Here is a 19,527-nt window from a genome sequence, read left to right on the forward strand (position 1 = left end):
AGCACCGACAGGGTCAATGTGATTAGTACTGCGCTATGTGCTTTGTTCACGCCATCCCCCTCTTTACATTGCATCCTTGCGTTGCCTGTATTATAGCGTCATCACGCATAATTTTATCAAGTGCGGTCAGTCGCCTCGTTATGCGCCAGCCATTCTTTTTTTAATATCGCATATTGCAGCGTGTCTTCATATTTTGGCGTGCCATCTGCGTTTTTGATAAACGAGATAAACTCTACAAAGTGTCCCTCTTTACGAAGACCCAAGCGCTCGCACAACTTTTGCGAGGCGGTATTGTCCACCTCGACATAGGCATAGATGCGGCGGGCACCCGCTTGGTTGAACAGATAATCAATAAAAGCATGGGCGCTCTCGCTCGCGAAGCCTTTACCATGAAACGCTTCGTTAAAGTTCCAGCCGACAGAGTAGGTATCAGGCTCCTCCTTATTAAAGAAAATCTCACCAATCACTTGATTTGAGTCTCTAAGACAGACCGCAATATAGTCACCATCTTTTTGTCTTTTGGCGATTTTTGCCAGTGCCTCATCCATCGAGGTCACCTTATCGCCTGCAAAACAGTTCGGTATGGGATTGGACAGATAAGCCAATAAATCGGCGGCATCGGCGGCGGTAAACAGACGCAAGGTTAGGCGTAGTGTTTGGATATGTGGGGTCATGATTTTTCTCGTTATTGGTCGTACCAGTTATACACTATTTGCAGTAGCGTGGTGATTTTTATTTGCTAGGTGTGTCATACACGTTAGTTTATTTATTACGTGAATACGCTTCACTGCTAATAGCGATAAAACTGGCTAAATATTTTTGACTTACCTGCTCATAGAGACACGGCATAGCCGCACGCAGGCGCTCAATTCTTTCTTGAGCGCTGGCAACCATCAGGATGTGCTCTCGTGCCAGCTTATCTGTCAAATACTGATTAAGGATATCTAGGAGCAGTGCCTGAAAAGGCAGCGCTTGTACCAGTGCCATGGGCAATCGTAACAAAATACAGCGACTGATTGTTTCATACTGGGTTATGTGGCTGGATAGACTTTGGTCATCGTTTAAGCTGACTGTCGGTAGGATAAATTTACCCGCATTCAGCAGCTCACAGGTGACCTCTTTGCCTGACGCGCTCACATAACCACGTGCCATACCTGAATACAGCAGCCAGCACCAATGTTCCGTCGGCTCGCCAGTTGGAATCAGCGTTTTTTTATCCGCTTCAAATACTGCCACATCGGTATACGCATCTACGATACTTGGATTGATATGCAAGGTCGCCAGCTTGTCTTTGAACAAGTCAATAAAAGCGCGCTCACGAGCAGCAGTCAGCATTGCCATGACGCATCCCCCTACCCATCTGCGAGTAGAATATTTTTTAACGCAGTTTCTTGACCCGACAGCACATCTTGCAAGGTGAACTTTTCTAGCTCCAATAAAAATACCTTGGTAGCGTCCGCAAAGATATGCTTTAAGCGGCAGGCAGGCAAAATCGCGCAATGGGGCTTATTGCAATCAATGATATTTAATGTGGACTCCAAGAGCACCAGCGTCTTACCGATATTAATCTCTTCGGGGTGTTTAGTGAGTCGAAAGCCACCGTTTTTACCGCGCTTGGTCTCAATAATGTGCTCTTGACCCAGTTGATGCACGATTTTATTCACATGGTTTTTAGACAGCTGATATGCCTCACAAATATCATCAATGTGCGCCAACTCGTCCTTCGGCAGCAGTGCCAAATAAATCAATATGCGAAAGCCATAGTCTGTATAGCGAGTGAGCTGCATGAACCACCTTCATATCTTTATAAAAATATAAGATACATTTTATATGTATCTTTGTAAAGATAGTTTATGACGCTCACTCTGTTTTTTATTCATTTTCTCGACAATATGCCACAATCATGATTTGAATCAATAGATGCATTTGACATGTATCTATTTACGTTCGTATGATTTGCCTACTAACTAAGGAGGCAGTATGGCAACTATCGTAATGATTACGGGCGCAAATTCAGGTATGGGTCTGGCAACAGCAACCCTACTCGCCAATCAAGGCTACCGTGTTTATGCAGGCTACAGACAGCAGCAGAAGTCAGCACAACTACTGAATCAAGATCAAAGACTCAGTAACCTGATACCGATTTATCTGGATGTGATGGAGACGCACAGCATCACGCAGGCGGTCGAGTATATTATTGAGCAAGAAGGCAGGCTTGATGTCTTAATCAATAACGCAGGATATGGCTACATCTCAACTATCGAACACTGTGATGCCAACGAGCTGTATCGTCAATTTGATGTCAATGTGTTTGGCGTGGTGCGCTGTATGCAGGCAGTCATCCCACAGATGATGGCGCAAGGCATAGGGCATATTATTAATATCAGCTCATTCCTTGGCAAAATGGGACTGCCTTATCTGTCGCTATACAATGCTTCTAAATATGCCGTTGAAGGCATTAGCGACAGTGCCCGCTACGAGCTTGCTCCTTTTAATATCAAAGTCAGCACCATCGCGCCTGGTCTGTTTCAGACAGGCTTTGCCAATAGCGGGGCGCATATTGAGCCTGCAACCATAGACCCCAACAGCACCGCAGGGCAGACCGCTAGTCACTTTATCAATAATTTGGCGAACAAGATTAATCATGGCAGCGACCCTGCTCTTATCGCCCAATCCGTGCTCACGCTCCTTCAGACCCCGACCAATATTTGGCGCACTGCTATCGGTGCGGATGCACAAGTGCTCGATGATCAGCAGCACACCTTGTCACACCGAGCGTTTGAAACGGCTGTCGCAAGCCGCTTTGGTATTACTGATCCCAATACCCTCATCTTTTCGTTAGATAACCAGTAACGCTTGACACACCCGCATACTGACCATTGTTTTATGACCCACTCTTAGGAGATTTCTTATGTTATCGCAGCACACCATGGATATTGTAAAAAGCACGGTTCCCATTTTAGAGAAAGCAGGCACAGACATTACGGACCACTTTTATAAAAAAATGTTCAGAAAAAATCCTGAGCTGATGAATATTTTTAATATGAGTAATCAAGTCACAGGCGCACAGCAATTTGCCTTATTTTCTGCAGTTGCTGCTTATGCCAAACATATTGATGACTTAGAAGCATTAGACGACATTATCGCAAGGGTTGCACACAAGCACGCCAGCCTATACGTCCAGCCTGAACATTACCCGATTGTCGGTGCCAATTTGCTGGCGACGCTCAAAGAGCTGTCACCTGAGCAATTCACACCTGAAGTTGAGCAGGCGTGGAGTGAGGCGTATCAGTTCTTGGCAGATTTGTTCATTCATTATGAAGAAAATCTGTATCAGCTTAGTGAAGAAAAAGTGGGCGGTTGGCGCGGCGCACGCCCATTTATTATTAGTGAAAAAATCCAAGAGTCAGATTTGGTAACCAGCTTTGTGCTCCGTCCTGAAGATGGCAAAGCCGTAGCGGATTATCGAGCGGGACAGTTTTTGGGTATCAAGGTCAAACCCGCACATCACGACTATGAACAAATCAGACAATATTCGCTATCCGACTGCCCTAATGGTCAGACTTACCGTATCAGTATTAAACGTGAGCAAACACCCAAAGCTGGTATTGTCTCAAACTTATTTCACGATGTGCTGCATGTCGGCGACCGTGTAGAGGCATTCCCGCCAGCAGGCGCGTTTTATCTCAATAGCGTGGCAACAGACCATGCTGTAGTATTGATTTCTGCGGGTGTGGGTATTACGCCCATGCTCAGTATGCTCGAATTATTGCAGGCGGCTACACCTGACAAAGAGACCTTTTTCTTGCACGCCTGTGAGAATAAGACGCAGCATTCTTTTGACGCACGCATTGCCAAGATTGCCACGAACAATCCACATGTACATACCCATACGTGGTATCGACAAAATGAAGAAAAGACCACTGATATACGGCTTGGGTTACACTCAGGGCTGATGGTGCTCGATGACATTCAAGAGAAACTACCATTAAGTAATGGGCACTTTTATATCTGTGGACCGACGCCATTTATGGCATCTATACGACACCAGCTGATGGCGCTTGCTGTCCCTGCAGGTCATATCTTTTATGAAGTTTTTGGACCGCACAAAGATTTGTAAGCCATGAGGTCACCCAACCCCTACTGCGCGAATAGGAGCGAACCATGTCGCTAGATGATAAACAAAAAAAAGTATTGGCAGGTATGTTAATCGGTGCTTTGGTGGCAATAAGTACGGTTGTACTTAGCGCGTGGTTCAATCCTCTGTCTTATAATATTAACATGTCTCATGCTGAGCGTCTGAGCATTGGTATTCAGTCATTGACGTTACCCGCACTGTGCTTGATGGTAGCAATCGGTCGTATTGCCAGATATCGCTTTTTTTCGCCCTCTGATATAGACGGCTCAATAACCGATAGCAGTCAAACATTAAGGCTTTTACAATCCTTGTTACAAAATACGCTCGAACAATTCGTTTTAGCGATAGCTGCTTATCTGCTGTGGAGCGTGACCATGCCCATCTCTTGGCTGTCGGTACCAGCCTTAGCAGGCGTGCTTTTTGCTATTGGGCGTGTGCTGTTTTTTATGGGCTATCGTCATGGCGCGCCAGCACGTGCTGTCGGTTTTACCCTCGCCTTTTATACATCCGTACTGATGCTAGCAACGGTCGCTATCACATTGCTATATCGACTGCTACTGTCCTGAGCTGCGCGCTGTCATTATCAACACCCCAGCTTTCTCTAAATCAAAAAAAAGAGCACCAAACGGTGCTCTTTTTTATTAATCAATTGCTAAACTAAAGATTACGCTTCAACACCAGCGTCTTGACCTTTATATTTTGCGTTTGCGTAGTCCCAGTTCACAAGCTTGTCTAGGAACGTGTCTACATAGTCAGGACGACGGTTACGGTAATCGACATAGTACGCGTGTTCCCATACATCGCAAGTCAATACCGCGACTTGGTCATGTGCAAGTGGAGTATCAGCGTTTGCTGTTTTGGCGATTGACAATTTGCCACCGACTTTATCAGCAACTAGCCATGCCCAACCTGAACCAAACTGAGTCAATGCAGCATTTTTAAACTCTTCACGGAACTTGTCATAGCTACCGAAGTCTTCTTCGATTTTGGCTTTTAGGTCACCTGTTGGTGCGCCGCCGCCATTTTTTGGTGTCATGCAGTTCCAGTAGAACGTATGGTTCCATACTTGGGCTGCTTGATTAAACATACCTTGTTTGCTGTCATCTTTAGCAGTCGCTACGATGATCTCTGGCAAGGTTTTGTCTTCTAGGCCAGAACCTGGCAGCATGTCTTTTAGCTTGTTAACGTAGGCAGCATGATGCTTGTCATGATGGTACTCTAGCGTTTCAGCACTGATATGCGGCTCTAGCGCGTCTTTGGCATATGGTAGGTCTGGTAGTGTAATGTTTGACATAGTTATTTTATCCTTGCTGGTTTAGTCGTTAAAATATGTGTCCGCTTACATGTTATTAACGCATACGCATGTTGCGCATGACGATCATACATACAAGCAGCGATCTAAAGTGGCTAAGTTATGTATGGTGAATGACTATTCTTGTTCGATGTGGCTTAACTTATCAAGTTGTTGGATTCGACATTAACCTTGTGCTGACTTACTCATAAGGTAAGCATTTCATAAAGTCATTGTTAAAATAATCTTTATCACTGATAAGCTATCATTCACTATAGCTTGCCAGCTATTATAACAACTGCCGGCTACAATATCCGTTACCGAATGTTATGCGCCGCAGCAATCCGTAGCAAGTGTTTGATATTGAGTACAATATCAAAGCATATTTTTTATCTTATCGTTGTCGATATCGTACCAATATTACGATTATTGGCGCAAACCACTGCAAATAGGCAATCGATGGTCAAATACGCTAAAATAATGCCACTTATTGCCAACGGTTTTGGCAGTACTATCGCCCGATTTTAACCATTACAGGCCACCTTTATGACTGATACCCAACCTGCAACTGACCGCCCTACTAACGCCTCATCACAGTGGGTACTTGCCAGTAATAATCGCGGCAAATTGGCCGAGTTTGAGCGACTGTTTGCGGCTGCGAATTTGGATGTGACCATCACCCCTCAAGGCGCGCTTGATATCGCAGATGCCGTGGAGGATGGTCTCAGCTTTGTCGAAAACGCCATCATCAAAGCACGGCATGCCAGTCGCTGTAGCGGCTTACCTGCCATTGCTGATGACTCGGGACTATGCGTGCCAGCATTGGGCAACGCCCCTGGTATCTACTCGGCGCGTTACGCAGGTGAGCATGGTCATGATGACAAAAACAACGCCAAACTGATCGCCGATTTGCAGCCGCTTCGCGCCGCCCAACCTGACACGCCAATCAAAGGCATGTTCGTCTGTGTGCTCGCCATGGTAGGTCATGCAGACGATCCATTACCTATTATTGCTCAAGGCTTATGGCAGGGCGAAATTTTGGACACGCTACATGGTGACGGCGGCTTTGGTTACGACCCGCTGTTTTGGTTGCCTGATCTGCACACCTCTGCCGCGGGTCTGAGCGCGATGGACAAAAACCAAATCAGTCACCGCGGCCAAGCCATCCGTCAGTTACTAACGCAATTATCAGCGCAGTCAAGCGGGCAATAACAACCTGATGGCTAACACACAATATTGGGGCAAACGTCCACAAAACATGGTCAAAAAACAGATAACTTTTACTTTAATTAGCAGATAGATTATACTGGCCTACTTTTAAAATTTTGTCCCAACCCCCATTCATTCCATGGCAATCGGCTAGCGCGCAAACGTACTTTGAGGGCACGATTGCCAGCTACTTTAATCCTAAAGGTGTAACTAACATGGCTACAGATTTACAAATCACTACCAACAAGCTGTCTGAAAAAGAAACTCAGCTGACCGTTAAAGTACCTGTTGAAAAAATTCAAAACAAGGTCGAAGGTCGTATTCGTCAAGTGGCAAAAACAGCCAAAATCGACGGCTTCCGTAAAGGCAACGTTCCTGTTTCTCACATCCGTGCTCAGTACGGTGCTGGCATCCAGCAAGAAGTGATCAATGATGTGATCCGCGACACCGTTTTTGAAGCGATCAAAGCAGAAGACATCCGCGCCGTTGGCATGCCTAACATTGATGATGTGAAACTAGAAGACGACTTCTTGGTCTATCAAGCCACTGTTGAAATCTTCCCAGAAGTTGACGTACAAGGCGTAGACGAGATCGAAATCGAGCGTCAAACTGCCACTGTCAATGAAGAAGACGTTGACACCATGATCGAAAACCTACAAAAGCAGCGCGAAGAGTTTGTTGAAAAACGCGGTAAAGCCGATAAAGGCAACCAAGTGATTTTTGACTTTGAAGGCTCTATCGACGGCGAAAAATTCGAAGGTGGCTCAGCTGAGGACTTCAAATTGGTGATCGGTAGTAACCAGATGATCCCAGGTTTTGAAGCGGGCATCAAAGGCATGAAAGCTGGCGAAGAAAAAGTCATCGACGTGACTTTCCCAGAAGATTACCAAGCTGAAGAGTTGGCAGGTAAAGAAGCTCAGTTCAAAATCAACGTGAAAAAAGTTGAAAAATCAAAACTGCCTGAAATCAACGAAGAGTTCCTTGAGCTGTTCGGCGTAAAAGAAGGTGGCGTTGAGAAGTTAAAAGAAGACGTTCGCAAAAACATGGAACGCGAAATCAAAAACGCCGCTCGCAGCCAAGTGAAGCAAGCAACTTTTGATGCGCTACTTGAGAAAAACGAATTTGACGTCCCAAGTGCCATGCTAGAGCAAGAAATCGAGCGTCAGCGTAACATGATGATGCAGCGTTTTGCCCAGCAGTTCGGCGCTGGCGCAGACAGCTTCAACAAAGACATGTTGCCAAACGAATTGTTTGAAGAGCAAGCCTTGCGTGCCGCTCGCCTAGGTATCATCGTTGCTCGTATTATCGATACCCAAAACCTAGAAGTGGATCAAGAACGCGTTGAAACCTTCATCAATGAAGCGGCTGAAAACTACGAAGATCCAAGTGAAGTCATCGAGTACTACACCACCGACAAGCAGCAACGTGCGAACATTGAGTCTGTGGTATTAGAAGACCAAGTGGTTGATTACCTCATCGCTCAAGGTAAAGTAACTGACAAAGAAGTCAGCTACCAAGATCTATTGGCTGCTCAGCAGCAGCAGCAACAAGGCATGTAATTTTTTACGTGACCGCTGATTTTTAAAAAAATGCCCCAACAAATGCTGTTGGGGCATTTTTCTTTTGGCTTTATGTCACAGGCTCTTGATAAATAAGCGCAGACACCTTATTAATAGGGGACGATTTGATGCCGTGTCCAAAGTAGCGCTGACCATAACGTGACCATGCGCCATCATCACGGCCATCTTAGCTGCTGGTATGCACCGTCCTATAAGCAAGTCGGTTGCCTCATCCATAACAAACATACTGCCCAAGCGACATCGACACCTATTTGCCCAGCACTACCGATTTTGACCAACTATAAGCGGGTTTGAGCGCTTACCATTACTTTTTTATTTCTAGGATATTTTTATGACAGATTATGATCGTATTACTGCCAATCCTCATTTTGATACCTTAATGAGTGCCCATCAAGAGGTACAAGGTAGCAATGCGCAAAACGCGCTTGTGCCGATGGTGGTTGAGCAATCATCTCGCGGTGAGCGCTCGTTTGATATCTTCTCGCGTTTATTGCGTGAGCGTGTGATCTTTTTGACAGGCCAAGTCGAAGACAACATGGCCAATCTGATTGTCGCCCAGATGTTATTTTTGGAAGCCGAAAACCCTGATAAAGACATTCACCTGTATATCAACTCACCAGGTGGCGTGGTTACCGCAGGCATGGCGATTTATGACACCATGAACTTTATTAAGCCTGATGTCTCAACCATCTGCATGGGTCAAGCCGCCTCTATGGGCTCATTCTTGCTATCAGCAGGCACAAAAGGCAAACGCTATGCGCTTGCCAACTCTCGTGTGATGATTCACCAGCCCCTTGGCGGTTTCCGTGGTCAGGCCTCAGACATTGAGATTCATGCCCGCGAAATTATCGAGCTTAAAGCCAAGCTGAACCGTTTGCTGTCTGAGCACACAGGCCAGCCTGTTGAGCAGTTAGAAAAAGACACTGATCGTGATAACTTTATGAGTGCCGCTGCTGCCAAAGATTATGGCTTGGTTGATGAAGTATTAGAGCGTCGCCCAGCATCACTATAAGTGGTACGTGATTCACGCAACATGTGACACCTACCCAATGTATACGTTTGATATTTTAGGAGTATCCTTATATGGCAGAAGACAATCAACCGCACTGCTCGTTTTGCGGCAAAGCCAAAGATGAAGTCAAGCAACTGATCGCTGCTGACGATGCCAATATTTGTAATGAGTGTATTGAGCTGTGCACCGATCTGATCGCTGATAGCGCTCTAGATGACGGCGCGGATGGTGAGCTTGACACGTCTTGGGTCAACAAAAAGCTACCTACTCCAAAAGAGCTGCGTGCCAAGCTTGATGACTACGTGATCGGACAAGACTCGGCCAAAAAAGCGTTATCGGTAGCAGTGTATAACCATTACAAGCGTCTAAAAGTTAGCCAGACACTCGCCAATGACAGCAAAAAAGCCAAAATTGGTGCTGATGACGCGATGGTAGAATTGGCAAAAAGTAACATCTTGCTGATCGGCCCAACGGGTTCTGGTAAAACCTTGCTCGCACAAACGTTGGCTCGTCTGCTTGATGTGCCGTTTGCCATGGCTGACGCCACCACCTTGACCGAAGCGGGCTACGTCGGTGAAGACGTTGAAAACATCGTCCAAAAACTGCTTCAAGCCTCTGACTACGATGTGAGTAAGGCAGAACAAGGCATCATCTATATCGATGAGATCGACAAAATCAGCAAAAAAGGCGACAACCCGTCTATCACGCGTGACGTGTCAGGCGAAGGTGTGCAGCAAGCCTTGCTCAAATTGATCGAAGGCACAGTTGCTGCGATTCCGCCGCACGGTGGCCGCAAACACCCACAGCAAGAGCTGATCCAAGTCGATACCAGTAACATCCTGATTATCGTTGGCGGCGCGTTTGCAGGACTTGATAAAGTGGTGCAGCAGCGTACCGAAAAAGGCGGGATCGGCTTTAACGCCGATGTCAGCTCAAAAGATGACAGTCGCCGCAGCTCAGACTTGCTACAAGAAGTCGAGCCAGAGGATCTGATTAAGTTTGGCTTGATTCCTGAGCTGATCGGTCGTCTGCCAGTACTTGCAGCGCTGCGTGAGCTTGACGAAGAAGCCTTAGTGCAAATCCTTACTGAACCTAAGAACGCACTGGTCAAACAGTACAAGTATTTGTTCGATATGGAAGGTGCTGAGATTAGCTTCACGCAAGAAGCACTTGATGCCATTGCCAAAAAAGCGATGGAGCGTAAAACAGGTGCGCGTGGTCTGCGCTCTATCGTTGAGAACGCCTTACTTGAAACCATGTATGAGCTGCCCTCAATGGAAAATGCCAAATTGGTCACCGTCGATGAAGACGTGATCAACGAAGGCAAAATTCCTAAAATTGCTTAAGTTCATCTGTGCTATGAACTGACAAAAAGTCCAGCATGCATAAAACAAAACGCCAGGTATTGGCCAGTTTTGTTTACCCAAGGACTGATTTCTGTACATTACAGGAATCAGTCTTTTTCATTTTAGTGGAATCCGCTTCTTATTGTCATAGTAAATCTATATGCGCCGTTATACGCGTAGGTGCATTAGCGACTGCGCCCAGTAAAACATATGGTTAGCCGTTGTTTAATCTCGACCGCCCGAATCGTCCACGCATACGGAAGCCATCTCTCATATTCATACCCATCAAGATCAGATTGGTAGCACCAGCCAACAATTCAACAGCTTGCACGACATAGAATTTGATATCAAAAATACCTACCGATGCCCATTGATCAAGAAATATGGCACACGGAATCAGAACCAGTATGCCGTTAGCGGCAATAAATGGCATTCTTGTCTTTTTTTGACGAACGAGCTTTCCGCTTCTAGATTTTGCCAAAGCGAAGCCACTGCCTCCAGTTAATACAACTGCAGGAATAAGAATGAATAAACCTAGCCATAAGATTAGGCTTTTCACGGTTGCGATAGATTCGGCTGTGCCAAAAAGCTTGACGAATATCGTTGCTGTAAAAAACGTGGCTATACAGAGGATCGCTATTTGGGCGGAAATTCTATGAAGGTGAGTTATCATGGTTTCTTCCAACGACATTAATTGGTAACATGTTGTCATTATGTGACTGGTATCCCATATTGTCAACATATTGTCAATTTAACCATAGGATGGAAGATGAAAGAATCTAACAAAGGCCCTATATTCACCGATATTGTTCTTGAAGTATTCAAGCTAGGCGGTCTTTTTGTCAGTGAAGGCGACCAGATGGGGGCTGAATATGGCATCACGAGTGCCCGCTGGAAGGTTTTGGGCGCGCTATCACTGGCAGGTGAACCGCAAACTGCGTCACAAATCGCCAGAAACATGGGACTAACACGGCAGGCGGTTCAACGACTTATTGACGTCATGCACGAAGATAAACTGTTATTGTTCCATGACAATCCAGAGCATAAGAGAGCGAAATTAATCCGCTTATCGGAACGTGGAGAAGTGATATATACGCAATTGTATGACAAGCAATTGGCATGGGCAGTTGACGGCTCAACAGATATTTCTGAAGCAGAGCTTGAGACAACACTGTCTGTGCTTAAGCGAATTGCTCATACGATTGACCGCTAATCATTGCATAGATTCGTCTAAAGCTGGCTTAAAGAAGCCAGCACTTAGTCATATAGTGTTGTTCGTAATTGGTTTGAATACACTGCTCTGGGTGTGATTAAAAATGAGTTGAACCCCAAATTTTGGATGGTTTCGTGCTTGTTTAGGGCGTGTTGAACATTTACAAATAGTCTCTGCTAGTGCCATGGTCGAATGTTCAATACGCCCCACTCATTTGAGTCACTAAGGCAGCTTCATATCACCAGCAACGATCAGACCAGCGCGGCGCATAACAAAGGCAGTCGCCCATGCGATCAGTGCAGGCAACACAAGCATCAGCAAGATAATCGCGCTCCACAGCTGGGTTTGTCCCATCATATCCTTAGACGCTTCTAATACCCCAAACACACCAACCAAACCCGCCGTGCCCATGCCTGCGCCCGTCGCCGTACACGCCAGCCCAAAGCCAACCGTGGCAATCGGCCCAACGATGGCACTGGCAACCACCGCAGGCAGCAGAATAATCGGCTTTCTGAGCACGTTGGGAATCTGTAGCATGCTTGTGCCCAGACCTTGTGATATCAGGCCGCTCACGCCATTGTCTTTATAACTGGCAACGGCAAAGCCCACCATATGCGCCGCACAGCCCACAACAGCAGCCCCGCCTGCGACGCCGCCAAGTCCAATCGCAATGCAAATGGCGGCGCTCGAGGTCGGCAGTGTCAGCAAAATACCAACCACAACCGCAATGACGATACCCATCAGTAATGGCTGCAGCTCAGTCGCTGCTTGGATAGCATAACCTATAGCATTGACTGCGGCCACCACTGGCGGATTGAGCCACGCGCAGACAGCGAGCGCCACGCCGCAGACCACCAACGGAATAAGCAAGATATCCAGCTTGGTTTTACCCGCCACCCACGAGCCTGCGCGGTAAGCAAACACGGTACTCAAATATGCGCCAATCGGATTACCAGGCACAGCGGTAAAGGTCGCTGGCGCACCGTCAACAGGGGTAAATAACGTGCCTGCCATCAGCGCTTCTGAATGTGCGCCGAGCATACCTGCCACCAAACAGCTGAGCATCACCAGTGTTGGCGCTTTTAGGTAATAGGCAATGCCAACGCCGATACCAGCACCCATCAACACCGCAGCCATTTTGCCAATCGCCATCAAGGCAGGCCACTGTATCCAGCTACCGATTTGCGAGAGGATCAAACCTGCAATTAGGGTGACAAATAACCCCAATGCCATGCCTGTGAAGGCATCGATAAAATACTTTTGAAAAAATGACTTCATCGCACTGGGCGGTGCGGCGGGCGTAGCAGATACCGTCATGATCAAGCTCTTTATGTGAGTAAAAATAATAATAGGTATAAAAATGAAAACATCAGCATCGATGATCTCAACACAGATACAAAAAAAGCGCCATAGTCAGACGCTTTTTTTAATAACGATGTTCAACTGCAAGCGCCTTTTACGATTAGCGGCGCTGTTCGACAATGATAGAATCAATGCCGTTATTTTGTAGGCGCTGCTGGGCACTGGTCACCGCTTGGCGGGTATTCATGGGTCGTGAAATGACTTGATAAATCGGCAGACCGTTACCCGTGGTGTTTTTGACCACCTTGGCATCCACCCCTGCCATCAGCACTTGCGCGCGGCGGCGATCGGCTTCATCAGCGTCACTAAAGCTGTTGATCTGCAGTATGTATGTTGGCGCTGTCGCTGCACGCTGCACACTGGCCGTACCAGCATTGGCATTGTTGCTGCCTGCGTTAGCCGCGCCATTACCGTTGCCATTATTACTGGCAGGTGATGTGCCGTCATAAGTGGCGTTTTCTTCTACGACCACGATCTGACCGTCACTCTCATTGTTTGCCGCATTGCTGCTACGACTGGGCTCAATGGTGGTGGTTTCCGAAATACCAAAATTGCCCTCATCTGCAGGTGGCTCAGGCTCAGTGACTACCGCATCTGGCTCAAAGTCTCTCATGCGATCCATAGCATCAACATCGTTATCCCCAACGTCTTCATCAGGAATGGCTGCCATTTCTTGATTGGGCAAAATGTCATAAAACTCATAGTCGGTATTGTCTGTGTCCGTATTGACGCGCGGCTCTACCTGCCGATCTGGCTCAGCGGTGGCATTGCTCGATTGATTAAAATCAAACAGCGGCGACAAATACAAAAACACGCCGATCATCAAAGTCAGTACCGCGCCAACAAACATCCATAATAAGCCTGATACGCTACTGGTCTTGCGCTTGGTGGTGGCACCTTTCGGTTTTTTGGCCAACATGGATCACTTTCTCCCTACGAGTTTCTCTGTCGTTATCAATGATAGCAAATGGCCATTATCAGCCATGCCGCAGTGGTCATGTACAGATACTATTTTAGCAATTGCCTACAGTTTTGGGCATAGCGAATACGTAACGTCGGTATGCTTGGCTATATCCTAACAGGCCAGCCGTATCTATACAGCTGGCCTGATATAGACGTGAGCAGGTCGTTACATGCTGGTCGGTGCAGACAAGCCCAGTAGACCAAGGCCGTTTGCCAGCACTTGTCTGACTGCTTTAGACAAGCGCAAACGTGCCTGCATCAAATCCAGCTCGTCCTGACTTGGCGTGTCTCCTGAGGTTAGGCTCAGTGGCAAAATACGGTTGGTATCGTACCAGCCGTGGAATAATGCGGCCAGCTCTTTGAGATAATTGGTCAATACGTGCGGCTCATAACCCGTTGCGGCACGCAGCAAGGTAGCAGGATACGCGGCAAGTAGTTTTAATAGCTCATCTTCGCTTGGTGCGGTCAATAACTGCTGGTTGTCAGCACCGATGGTATCATCAACAATAAGACCCGTTGCAGCCAGCTTGTCCATAACGCGGCAAACGCGGGCATGAGCATACTGGATGTAGTAAACCAAATTGTCTTTACTTTGTGACTTTGCAAGCTCTAAGTCAAAGTCCACGTGCACTTCAGGCTTACGCGCCACATAGTAAAAACGTGCCGCGTCATTACCCACTTCCGCACGCAGTTCACGCAAGGTGACAAATTGACCTGAACGCGATGACATCTGTACTTTTTCACTGCCGCGCCATAACGCCACAAACTGTACCAGTACCACATCCAAACGCTCGGCATCAATACCAAGTGCCAACAATGCGGCACGCACACGCGGCACGTAGCCGTGGTGATCCGCGCCCCATACGTTCACCACTTTGTCAAAGCCGCGATCAAACTTGTTTTTGTGATAAGCGATATCAGAAGCAAAGTATGTCGACTGACCATTGGCACGGCGTACCACGCGGTCTTTTTCGTCGCCAAAATCGGTCGATTTAAACCACGTATTACCGTCTTTTTGGTATAAGTAACCTTTGTCATCGAGTATTTGCAGTACAGGCTCAATCTCAGGCTCAATAGATTTTTCGCTAAACCAGCACTCATAGCTCACACCAAAGTCATTCAGGTCGTCTTTGATGTCTGCTAGGATACTGGTCAGTGCCGCGTTTAAAAACAGCGTGTAGCTGTCGCCAAGCAGCGCCTTGCTGTTAGCAATCAAGCCATCGATATGCGCCTCTTTATCGCCTGAGAGTAGCGTTTTTTCGCCATCAGCATTGCTCTCAAACTGAGCATCTTCTGGCACGTCTTTGGCAACGTCTGCGAAACTGTGTACATAACTGTTGCCATGCTGCGTCTTAACCGTCTCTGCGATATCGCGGACGTAGTCGCCTTGGTAGGCATTAACAGGGAATATGACCGTTTCACCGTTGGCCTCTAAATAGCGCAAATAAGTACTGGTCGCCAAAATATCCATTTGACGACCCGCGTCATTGACATAATACTCGCGCGTGACGTCATAGCCGACAGCTTCGAGCAAGTTTGCCACACTCATTCCAAATGCCGCCCCGCGTCCATGACCGACATGCAAGCTTGAGGTTGGGTTGGCCGAGACGAACTCAACTTGTACCTTTTGACCATCAAACTGATCACTCAGACCAAACTGCTCTTTTTGCGCAAAAATGTCACCGAGTACCGCAAACTTGGCTTCGGCATTTAAAAAGACGTTGATAAACCCAGGTCCTGCGATATCTACTTGTCGGATGTCTTGATTCTCAGGCAAGGCGGCAACGATTTTTTCGGCCAAGGCACGTGGGTTGGTCTTGGCCGCTTTGGCCGCAGTGAGCGCGATATTACTGGCAAAGTCACCATGACTGAGATCTTTGGTACGGGTGATTTGACTGTTGTTCTGCCAATCGCTTGGTAGCGTGCCATCTGCTTGTAGGGTTTGCACCGCATCGTTAAATAGGGATGCAAGCGTATCAATTTGGGCTTGTGACATAGGATTATGAACTCGGATCAATGATAAAGATAGATGATAAAAAGGAAGACAGCACGGCCACCGATCAGCGCTTTTGCTCGATGTATCAGCATTAGCAATGCAGCGTCATGCCAACCATCACCAAGCGCGCTGAACGCAGCAGTGATGCAAAAAGATAAGTAACCTGTAAATATAACAATCTTTGCGATGCAATGCACCATTTGCGCTAAAAATAGCACCGAAATTGCTACCACACATGATAACCAATTGGCCCCTGACTCGTTAACCCTATCGGTAACAGCCAGTAGCTAAGGACAAAAATGGTTATTGTAGCCTTCGTGTTCCCTCACCCTGCCAGTCATTTATACCTGCCTACTTCTAGCGTATAATAACGGCTCGTATGTGCGGGCTGGATCGTTGTTTTTTATTATGGTTGGTTATGGCACAAATGGCGTGCGTGTCAGCGCGCCTATTATTTTGACCACCATAATCAAAAACTGCCGCCAGTCAGGCACATGATGATTTGATTTATAGGATACTGCCATGTTTGCGATTGCATCTAGTACCGTCACCAGTTGGGGACTGTACGTTTTATTACCGATATTTATTGCGTTCTTATTCTTTATTATGTGGGACATCTCCAAGACGTCAGAAGCAGGCCGTGCAGGTACCTTTTGGATCTTTTTAGCACTTGGCGCAGGCTCTATTGGGTTCATACTTAAGATAATTATGGAAGTCGCGTTCAAAAAATGGCTGATATAATCAGCCATTTTTAGTGATTGGTTGCTCAGATTGGTTGCTTGCCCTGACTGCTTGGGCAGCCAATAAACACCGCTCATGATTGACACCCCCAATCAGGTGCCTATCATTGCGATGATATGATGGTTTATTGATCATTATTATCGATGACTTTACTCACATAGGTGGGTAGATCCCATGCCCCGCCAGCAAAACCGCGACACAAGCCTGTGCTCGACTCTTCGCTTTTTGCAAATGTCTGACCATTCCATGTCCATGTCGCATGACTCCAGCAGTCACCAACGCCTCGGCCTTTGTGAGCAGCACTGATCTCACCTGCCTCATAGTCATTACCTGCAGCCGTGATCAGTACAGGATTGCTCGGCTTATCGTTGTTAATGAGCCAATAGCCTCTGCTTGAGTTATATGCCCCTGACGAGCAAAGATGCGTGGCTAAGGTATGCGCGTTATCTACTGCTATAAAATCCCAACCAAGTACCGTAGAGCCATATGCTGCCATACGCTGATATTCTGATGTTTTTGGATTGACCAGCTCACAAGCACCAATATCGTTTCCGGCACCCGTAAGTTGCTTGGAGTCAATATCGACCCACTGGTTTATATTTTGCTGAAAGTATTTACGTTTTGATGCAGTGCGTGTTTTGCTGTCTTGTTCCGAATACGCAAAGGCCTTTTCAATCGTGGGCATTGGTAATGCCGCCTTAGGCGTTTGGCGATTTGAGCGACGCTTACTGATCAATGCCATTGATGACCCGACTCGGCCCTGTACGTCATCGAGCTTGAGCAGTACCGCCGATATCCCTTTGTCGCTGATACGCCAGCGATTATTGCCCGCTCTGACTTCTATCTTGTTGTTGATACGGGCCTTATCGATGATTGCTTGCGTTTGCTTGGCAGATAAATCGTATAACGCAGCGTCACTTCCAGTGGGCTGCAACGTTCCATAGTTTTTATTGTTTAACCACAGCTCAGCCTTAGCTTTTGATGGTTTTGATGCCAACTGAATTTGCGCCTTTGGCAAGGCGACTTTTGGCGTTACGGTGAATAGTACTGAGGCGGGCTGATCCATTGAGGCGTCACCTGAGTAGCCAGCCACTCGGCACGTCCGTGTGTTATCACAAACCACTTGCCAATCGTCCTGTACAAAGCCTTCGCCTTCAGACGGTGTGCCGTACCCTGCAATGGCAGGTAGCGAGAGCGACCCGATCGTGGCCAGAATTAAAGCTGCTGATATTTTCATTATTATTTCCTATTTCTAATATAATAAACGCTATTTTTTTGCAATTAAGGTTGCACGCATGGGTGCAGGATAACCCTCAATGGTTTTATTATAATCAGCGGGATCTAAGAAGTCTGTCAACGAATGGTAGGTCATCCATTCAGTCTGTCGTTGCTCGTCAGTGGAGGTAACGGCGACATCAACGCAGCGCACATCCGAGAAACCGACTTTTTCTAGCCAGCCCGTTAATGCGGCGACCGATGGTAAAAAGTACACGTTATTCATCTGCGCATAGCGGTCATGCGGCACCAGTACGGTGTTGGCATCGCCTTCGACAACCAAGGTTTCAAGCACCAGCTCGCCACCTTTGACAAGCTGGCCTCTCAGCTGCTGCAAGTGCTCGAATGGCGACTGACGATGATAGAGCACCCCCATACTAAACACGGTGTCAAATAACTGACTGTACTCAGGTAATGCTTCTAGCGGTACAGGAATATAATGCGTGCGGTAGCGACCCGTCTCATGAGCATCCGCGCCACCAACAAAATGACGAATCGCCATAAACTGATGATAAAACAAGCAAGACGGATCAATGATAATAACGGTATCTGCCCCCGCGCCAGCCATCCGCCAGCCATGATAGCCAGAGCCGCCGCCGACATCCAATACGCGGCGACCATCAAGTCTGCTCAGGTGCGGGGCGACCCGTTGCCACTTCCAATCGCTGTGCCATTCGGTATCAATCTGAATACCTGATTCATCATTCCCAATCTGAAAGGGCCCTTTGCGCCACGGCATCAGCTGTTTTAATAATGCTGTCGTTTGTTTATATTGAGACTGATTGAGACTTGCATCAATCGTCAAGGTATCACTGTTTAGATCGACATGATTGACCGTCAACTTTGGCAGACGTGCTACCGATGCTTGGTAAGCTGGTGCATGCGCGTAATTGGCTTTATCTTTGATCGCATTTAACCACGTTGGCAGTCGCGTCAGCCACTCATAAGCGTTTGGCTGCTGCTGGGCCAGCTCTAATAAGGTGAGATATAGTTCGCGTTCGGCGTGCGTGATGGTGTCGTTGAGCATAAAAAACCATGTTTGATAAAAAGGAAGAAGTGAATTAACAAAAAACAGCGCATTTTTTGAACTTACGTAGAATGCGCTTAGAGCACCCAAAAAGCAAATATCTATGTACAATTGATAAATAGGCTGTAACTTTTAAACGCCTATACTGCTTAGTTTTGACTCAATGATTAGGCTTTACCCTGTAGAGTCTCCACCTCATTACGAAAGTCGTCGTATTCAAAAACACCGTAGCCATTATCTTGACCTTTGAACACAATCTTATCTTCTTCTAACCAATGTAAGACGTTTTTAGCATCCTCAATAATACTGGGATAAAGCTTATCAATGATATTAGCAGATCCGTCAGCTAAGCTAACTGGATAAGAACAATCTAC

The 19,527-nt window shown here is 46.9% G+C and carries 21 protein-coding genes; 9 read left to right on the forward strand and 12 right to left on the reverse strand.

Annotated features, from left to right (window positions below):
• Positions 1–116 precede the first annotated feature (116 nt).
• The 3 genes from ACFI32_RS10290 to ACFI32_RS10300 all read right to left on the reverse strand — a co-directional run bounded on the left by ACFI32_RS10290 (position 117) and on the right by ACFI32_RS10300 (position 1,787).
• Positions 117–674: a GNAT family N-acetyltransferase gene (locus ACFI32_RS10290; RefSeq protein WP_462626501.1), complete on the reverse strand. Its 558-nt coding sequence runs from the start codon at positions 672–674 to the stop codon at positions 117–119.
• 88 nt (positions 675–762) lie between these two features.
• Positions 763–1,341, reverse strand: a complete 579-nt coding sequence (locus ACFI32_RS10295) for a Crp/Fnr family transcriptional regulator (protein WP_462626502.1) — start codon at positions 1,339–1,341, stop codon at positions 763–765.
• A gap of 11 nt (positions 1,342–1,352) precedes the next feature.
• The gene (locus ACFI32_RS10300; RefSeq protein WP_462626503.1) at positions 1,353–1,787 is read right to left on the reverse strand and encodes an Rrf2 family transcriptional regulator; all 435 of its coding nucleotides are present in this window, start codon (positions 1,785–1,787) and stop codon (positions 1,353–1,355) included.
• A 193-nt stretch (positions 1,788–1,980) separates the two neighbouring features.
• Between ACFI32_RS10300 and ACFI32_RS10305 the strand changes: the two genes are divergently transcribed.
• From ACFI32_RS10305 to ACFI32_RS10315, 3 genes are read left to right on the forward strand one after another with little or no spacing between them, the layout of a single operon-like run.
• Positions 1,981–2,853, forward strand: a complete 873-nt coding sequence (locus ACFI32_RS10305; protein WP_462626504.1) for an SDR family oxidoreductase — start codon at positions 1,981–1,983, stop codon at positions 2,851–2,853.
• A 58-nt stretch (positions 2,854–2,911) separates the two neighbouring features.
• The gene (gene hmpA, locus ACFI32_RS10310) at positions 2,912–4,120 is read left to right on the forward strand and encodes an NO-inducible flavohemoprotein (protein WP_462626505.1); all 1,209 of its coding nucleotides are present in this window, start codon (positions 2,912–2,914) and stop codon (positions 4,118–4,120) included.
• Between the two features lie 44 nt (positions 4,121–4,164).
• Positions 4,165–4,704 carry an MAPEG family protein gene (locus ACFI32_RS10315; protein WP_462626506.1) on the forward strand — a complete coding sequence of 180 codons (540 nt, stop codon included), beginning with the start codon at positions 4,165–4,167 and terminating at the stop codon, positions 4,702–4,704.
• Positions 4,705–4,802: 98 nt separating this feature from the next.
• Here ACFI32_RS10315 and ACFI32_RS10320 read toward each other — a convergent pair whose 3' ends face one another.
• Positions 4,803–5,432, reverse strand: coding sequence for a superoxide dismutase (locus tag ACFI32_RS10320; RefSeq protein WP_462626507.1), 630 nt, complete (start codon positions 5,430–5,432; stop codon positions 4,803–4,805).
• A 543-nt stretch (positions 5,433–5,975) separates the two neighbouring features.
• Here ACFI32_RS10320 and rdgB point away from each other — a divergent pair.
• From rdgB to clpX, 4 genes are all read left to right on the forward strand, one after another.
• A complete protein-coding gene (gene rdgB / locus ACFI32_RS10325; RefSeq protein WP_462626508.1) occupies positions 5,976–6,641 on the forward strand; it encodes an RdgB/HAM1 family non-canonical purine NTP pyrophosphatase in 666 nt (221 codons plus the stop codon).
• A 212-nt stretch (positions 6,642–6,853) separates the two neighbouring features.
• On the forward strand, positions 6,854–8,197 hold the full coding sequence (tig, locus tag ACFI32_RS10330) for a trigger factor (protein ID WP_462626509.1): 1,344 nt from the start codon (positions 6,854–6,856) through the stop codon (positions 8,195–8,197).
• Between the two features lie 400 nt (positions 8,198–8,597).
• Complete coding sequence (gene clpP / locus ACFI32_RS10335) at positions 8,598–9,230, forward strand: ATP-dependent Clp endopeptidase proteolytic subunit ClpP (RefSeq protein WP_462626524.1); 633 nt, start codon at positions 8,598–8,600, stop codon at positions 9,228–9,230.
• A 71-nt stretch (positions 9,231–9,301) separates the two neighbouring features.
• Complete coding sequence (gene clpX / locus ACFI32_RS10340) at positions 9,302–10,576, forward strand: ATP-dependent protease ATP-binding subunit ClpX (protein WP_462626510.1); 1,275 nt, start codon at positions 9,302–9,304, stop codon at positions 10,574–10,576.
• A gap of 214 nt (positions 10,577–10,790) precedes the next feature.
• Here the strand turns inward: clpX and ACFI32_RS10345 are convergent, their stop codons facing one another.
• Complete coding sequence (locus ACFI32_RS10345) at positions 10,791–11,249, reverse strand: hypothetical protein (protein ID WP_462626511.1); 459 nt, start codon at positions 11,247–11,249, stop codon at positions 10,791–10,793.
• Positions 11,250–11,345: 96 nt separating this feature from the next.
• Between ACFI32_RS10345 and ACFI32_RS10350 the strand changes: the two genes are divergently transcribed.
• Entirely contained in the window at positions 11,346–11,789 is a 444-nt protein-coding gene (locus ACFI32_RS10350; protein WP_462626512.1) for a MarR family winged helix-turn-helix transcriptional regulator, read from the forward strand.
• Between the two features lie 222 nt (positions 11,790–12,011).
• Here ACFI32_RS10350 and ACFI32_RS10355 read toward each other — a convergent pair whose 3' ends face one another.
• The 4 genes from ACFI32_RS10355 to ACFI32_RS10370 all read right to left on the reverse strand — a co-directional run bounded on the left by ACFI32_RS10355 (position 12,012) and on the right by ACFI32_RS10370 (position 16,343).
• Complete coding sequence (locus ACFI32_RS10355) at positions 12,012–13,106, reverse strand: PTS transporter subunit IIC (protein WP_462626513.1); 1,095 nt, start codon at positions 13,104–13,106, stop codon at positions 12,012–12,014.
• Between the two features lie 145 nt (positions 13,107–13,251).
• Positions 13,252–14,070, reverse strand: coding sequence for an SPOR domain-containing protein (locus ACFI32_RS10360; RefSeq protein ID WP_462626514.1), 819 nt, complete (start codon positions 14,068–14,070; stop codon positions 13,252–13,254).
• Between the two features lie 210 nt (positions 14,071–14,280).
• On the reverse strand, positions 14,281–16,110 hold the full coding sequence (gene argS / locus ACFI32_RS10365; protein WP_462626515.1) for an arginine--tRNA ligase: 1,830 nt from the start codon (positions 16,108–16,110) through the stop codon (positions 14,281–14,283).
• Positions 16,111–16,127: 17 nt separating this feature from the next.
• Positions 16,128–16,343 (reverse strand): hypothetical protein, encoded by a 216-nt coding sequence (locus ACFI32_RS10370; protein ID WP_462626516.1) that lies wholly within the window; start codon positions 16,341–16,343, stop codon positions 16,128–16,130.
• Positions 16,344–16,632: 289 nt separating this feature from the next.
• Between ACFI32_RS10370 and ACFI32_RS10375 the strand changes: the two genes are divergently transcribed.
• Positions 16,633–16,851 carry a DUF2788 domain-containing protein gene (locus ACFI32_RS10375; protein WP_462626517.1) on the forward strand — a complete coding sequence of 73 codons (219 nt, stop codon included), beginning with the start codon at positions 16,633–16,635 and terminating at the stop codon, positions 16,849–16,851.
• Positions 16,852–16,975: 124 nt separating this feature from the next.
• Here ACFI32_RS10375 and ACFI32_RS10380 read toward each other — a convergent pair whose 3' ends face one another.
• From ACFI32_RS10380 to ACFI32_RS10390, 3 genes are all read right to left on the reverse strand, one after another.
• Entirely contained in the window at positions 16,976–18,088 is a 1,113-nt protein-coding gene (locus ACFI32_RS10380; RefSeq protein ID WP_462626518.1) for a DUF1176 domain-containing protein, read from the reverse strand.
• Between the two features lie 30 nt (positions 18,089–18,118).
• Positions 18,119–19,153 carry a tRNA 5-methoxyuridine(34)/uridine 5-oxyacetic acid(34) synthase CmoB gene (gene cmoB, locus ACFI32_RS10385; RefSeq protein WP_462626519.1) on the reverse strand — a complete coding sequence of 345 codons (1,035 nt, stop codon included), beginning with the start codon at positions 19,151–19,153 and terminating at the stop codon, positions 18,119–18,121.
• Between the two features lie 167 nt (positions 19,154–19,320).
• Positions 19,321–19,527 (reverse strand): hypothetical protein (locus tag ACFI32_RS10390; RefSeq protein WP_462626520.1); only part of this gene is annotated, 207 nt, incomplete at its 5' end.

This window comes from Psychrobacter sp. PSi21, assembly GCF_054960615.1.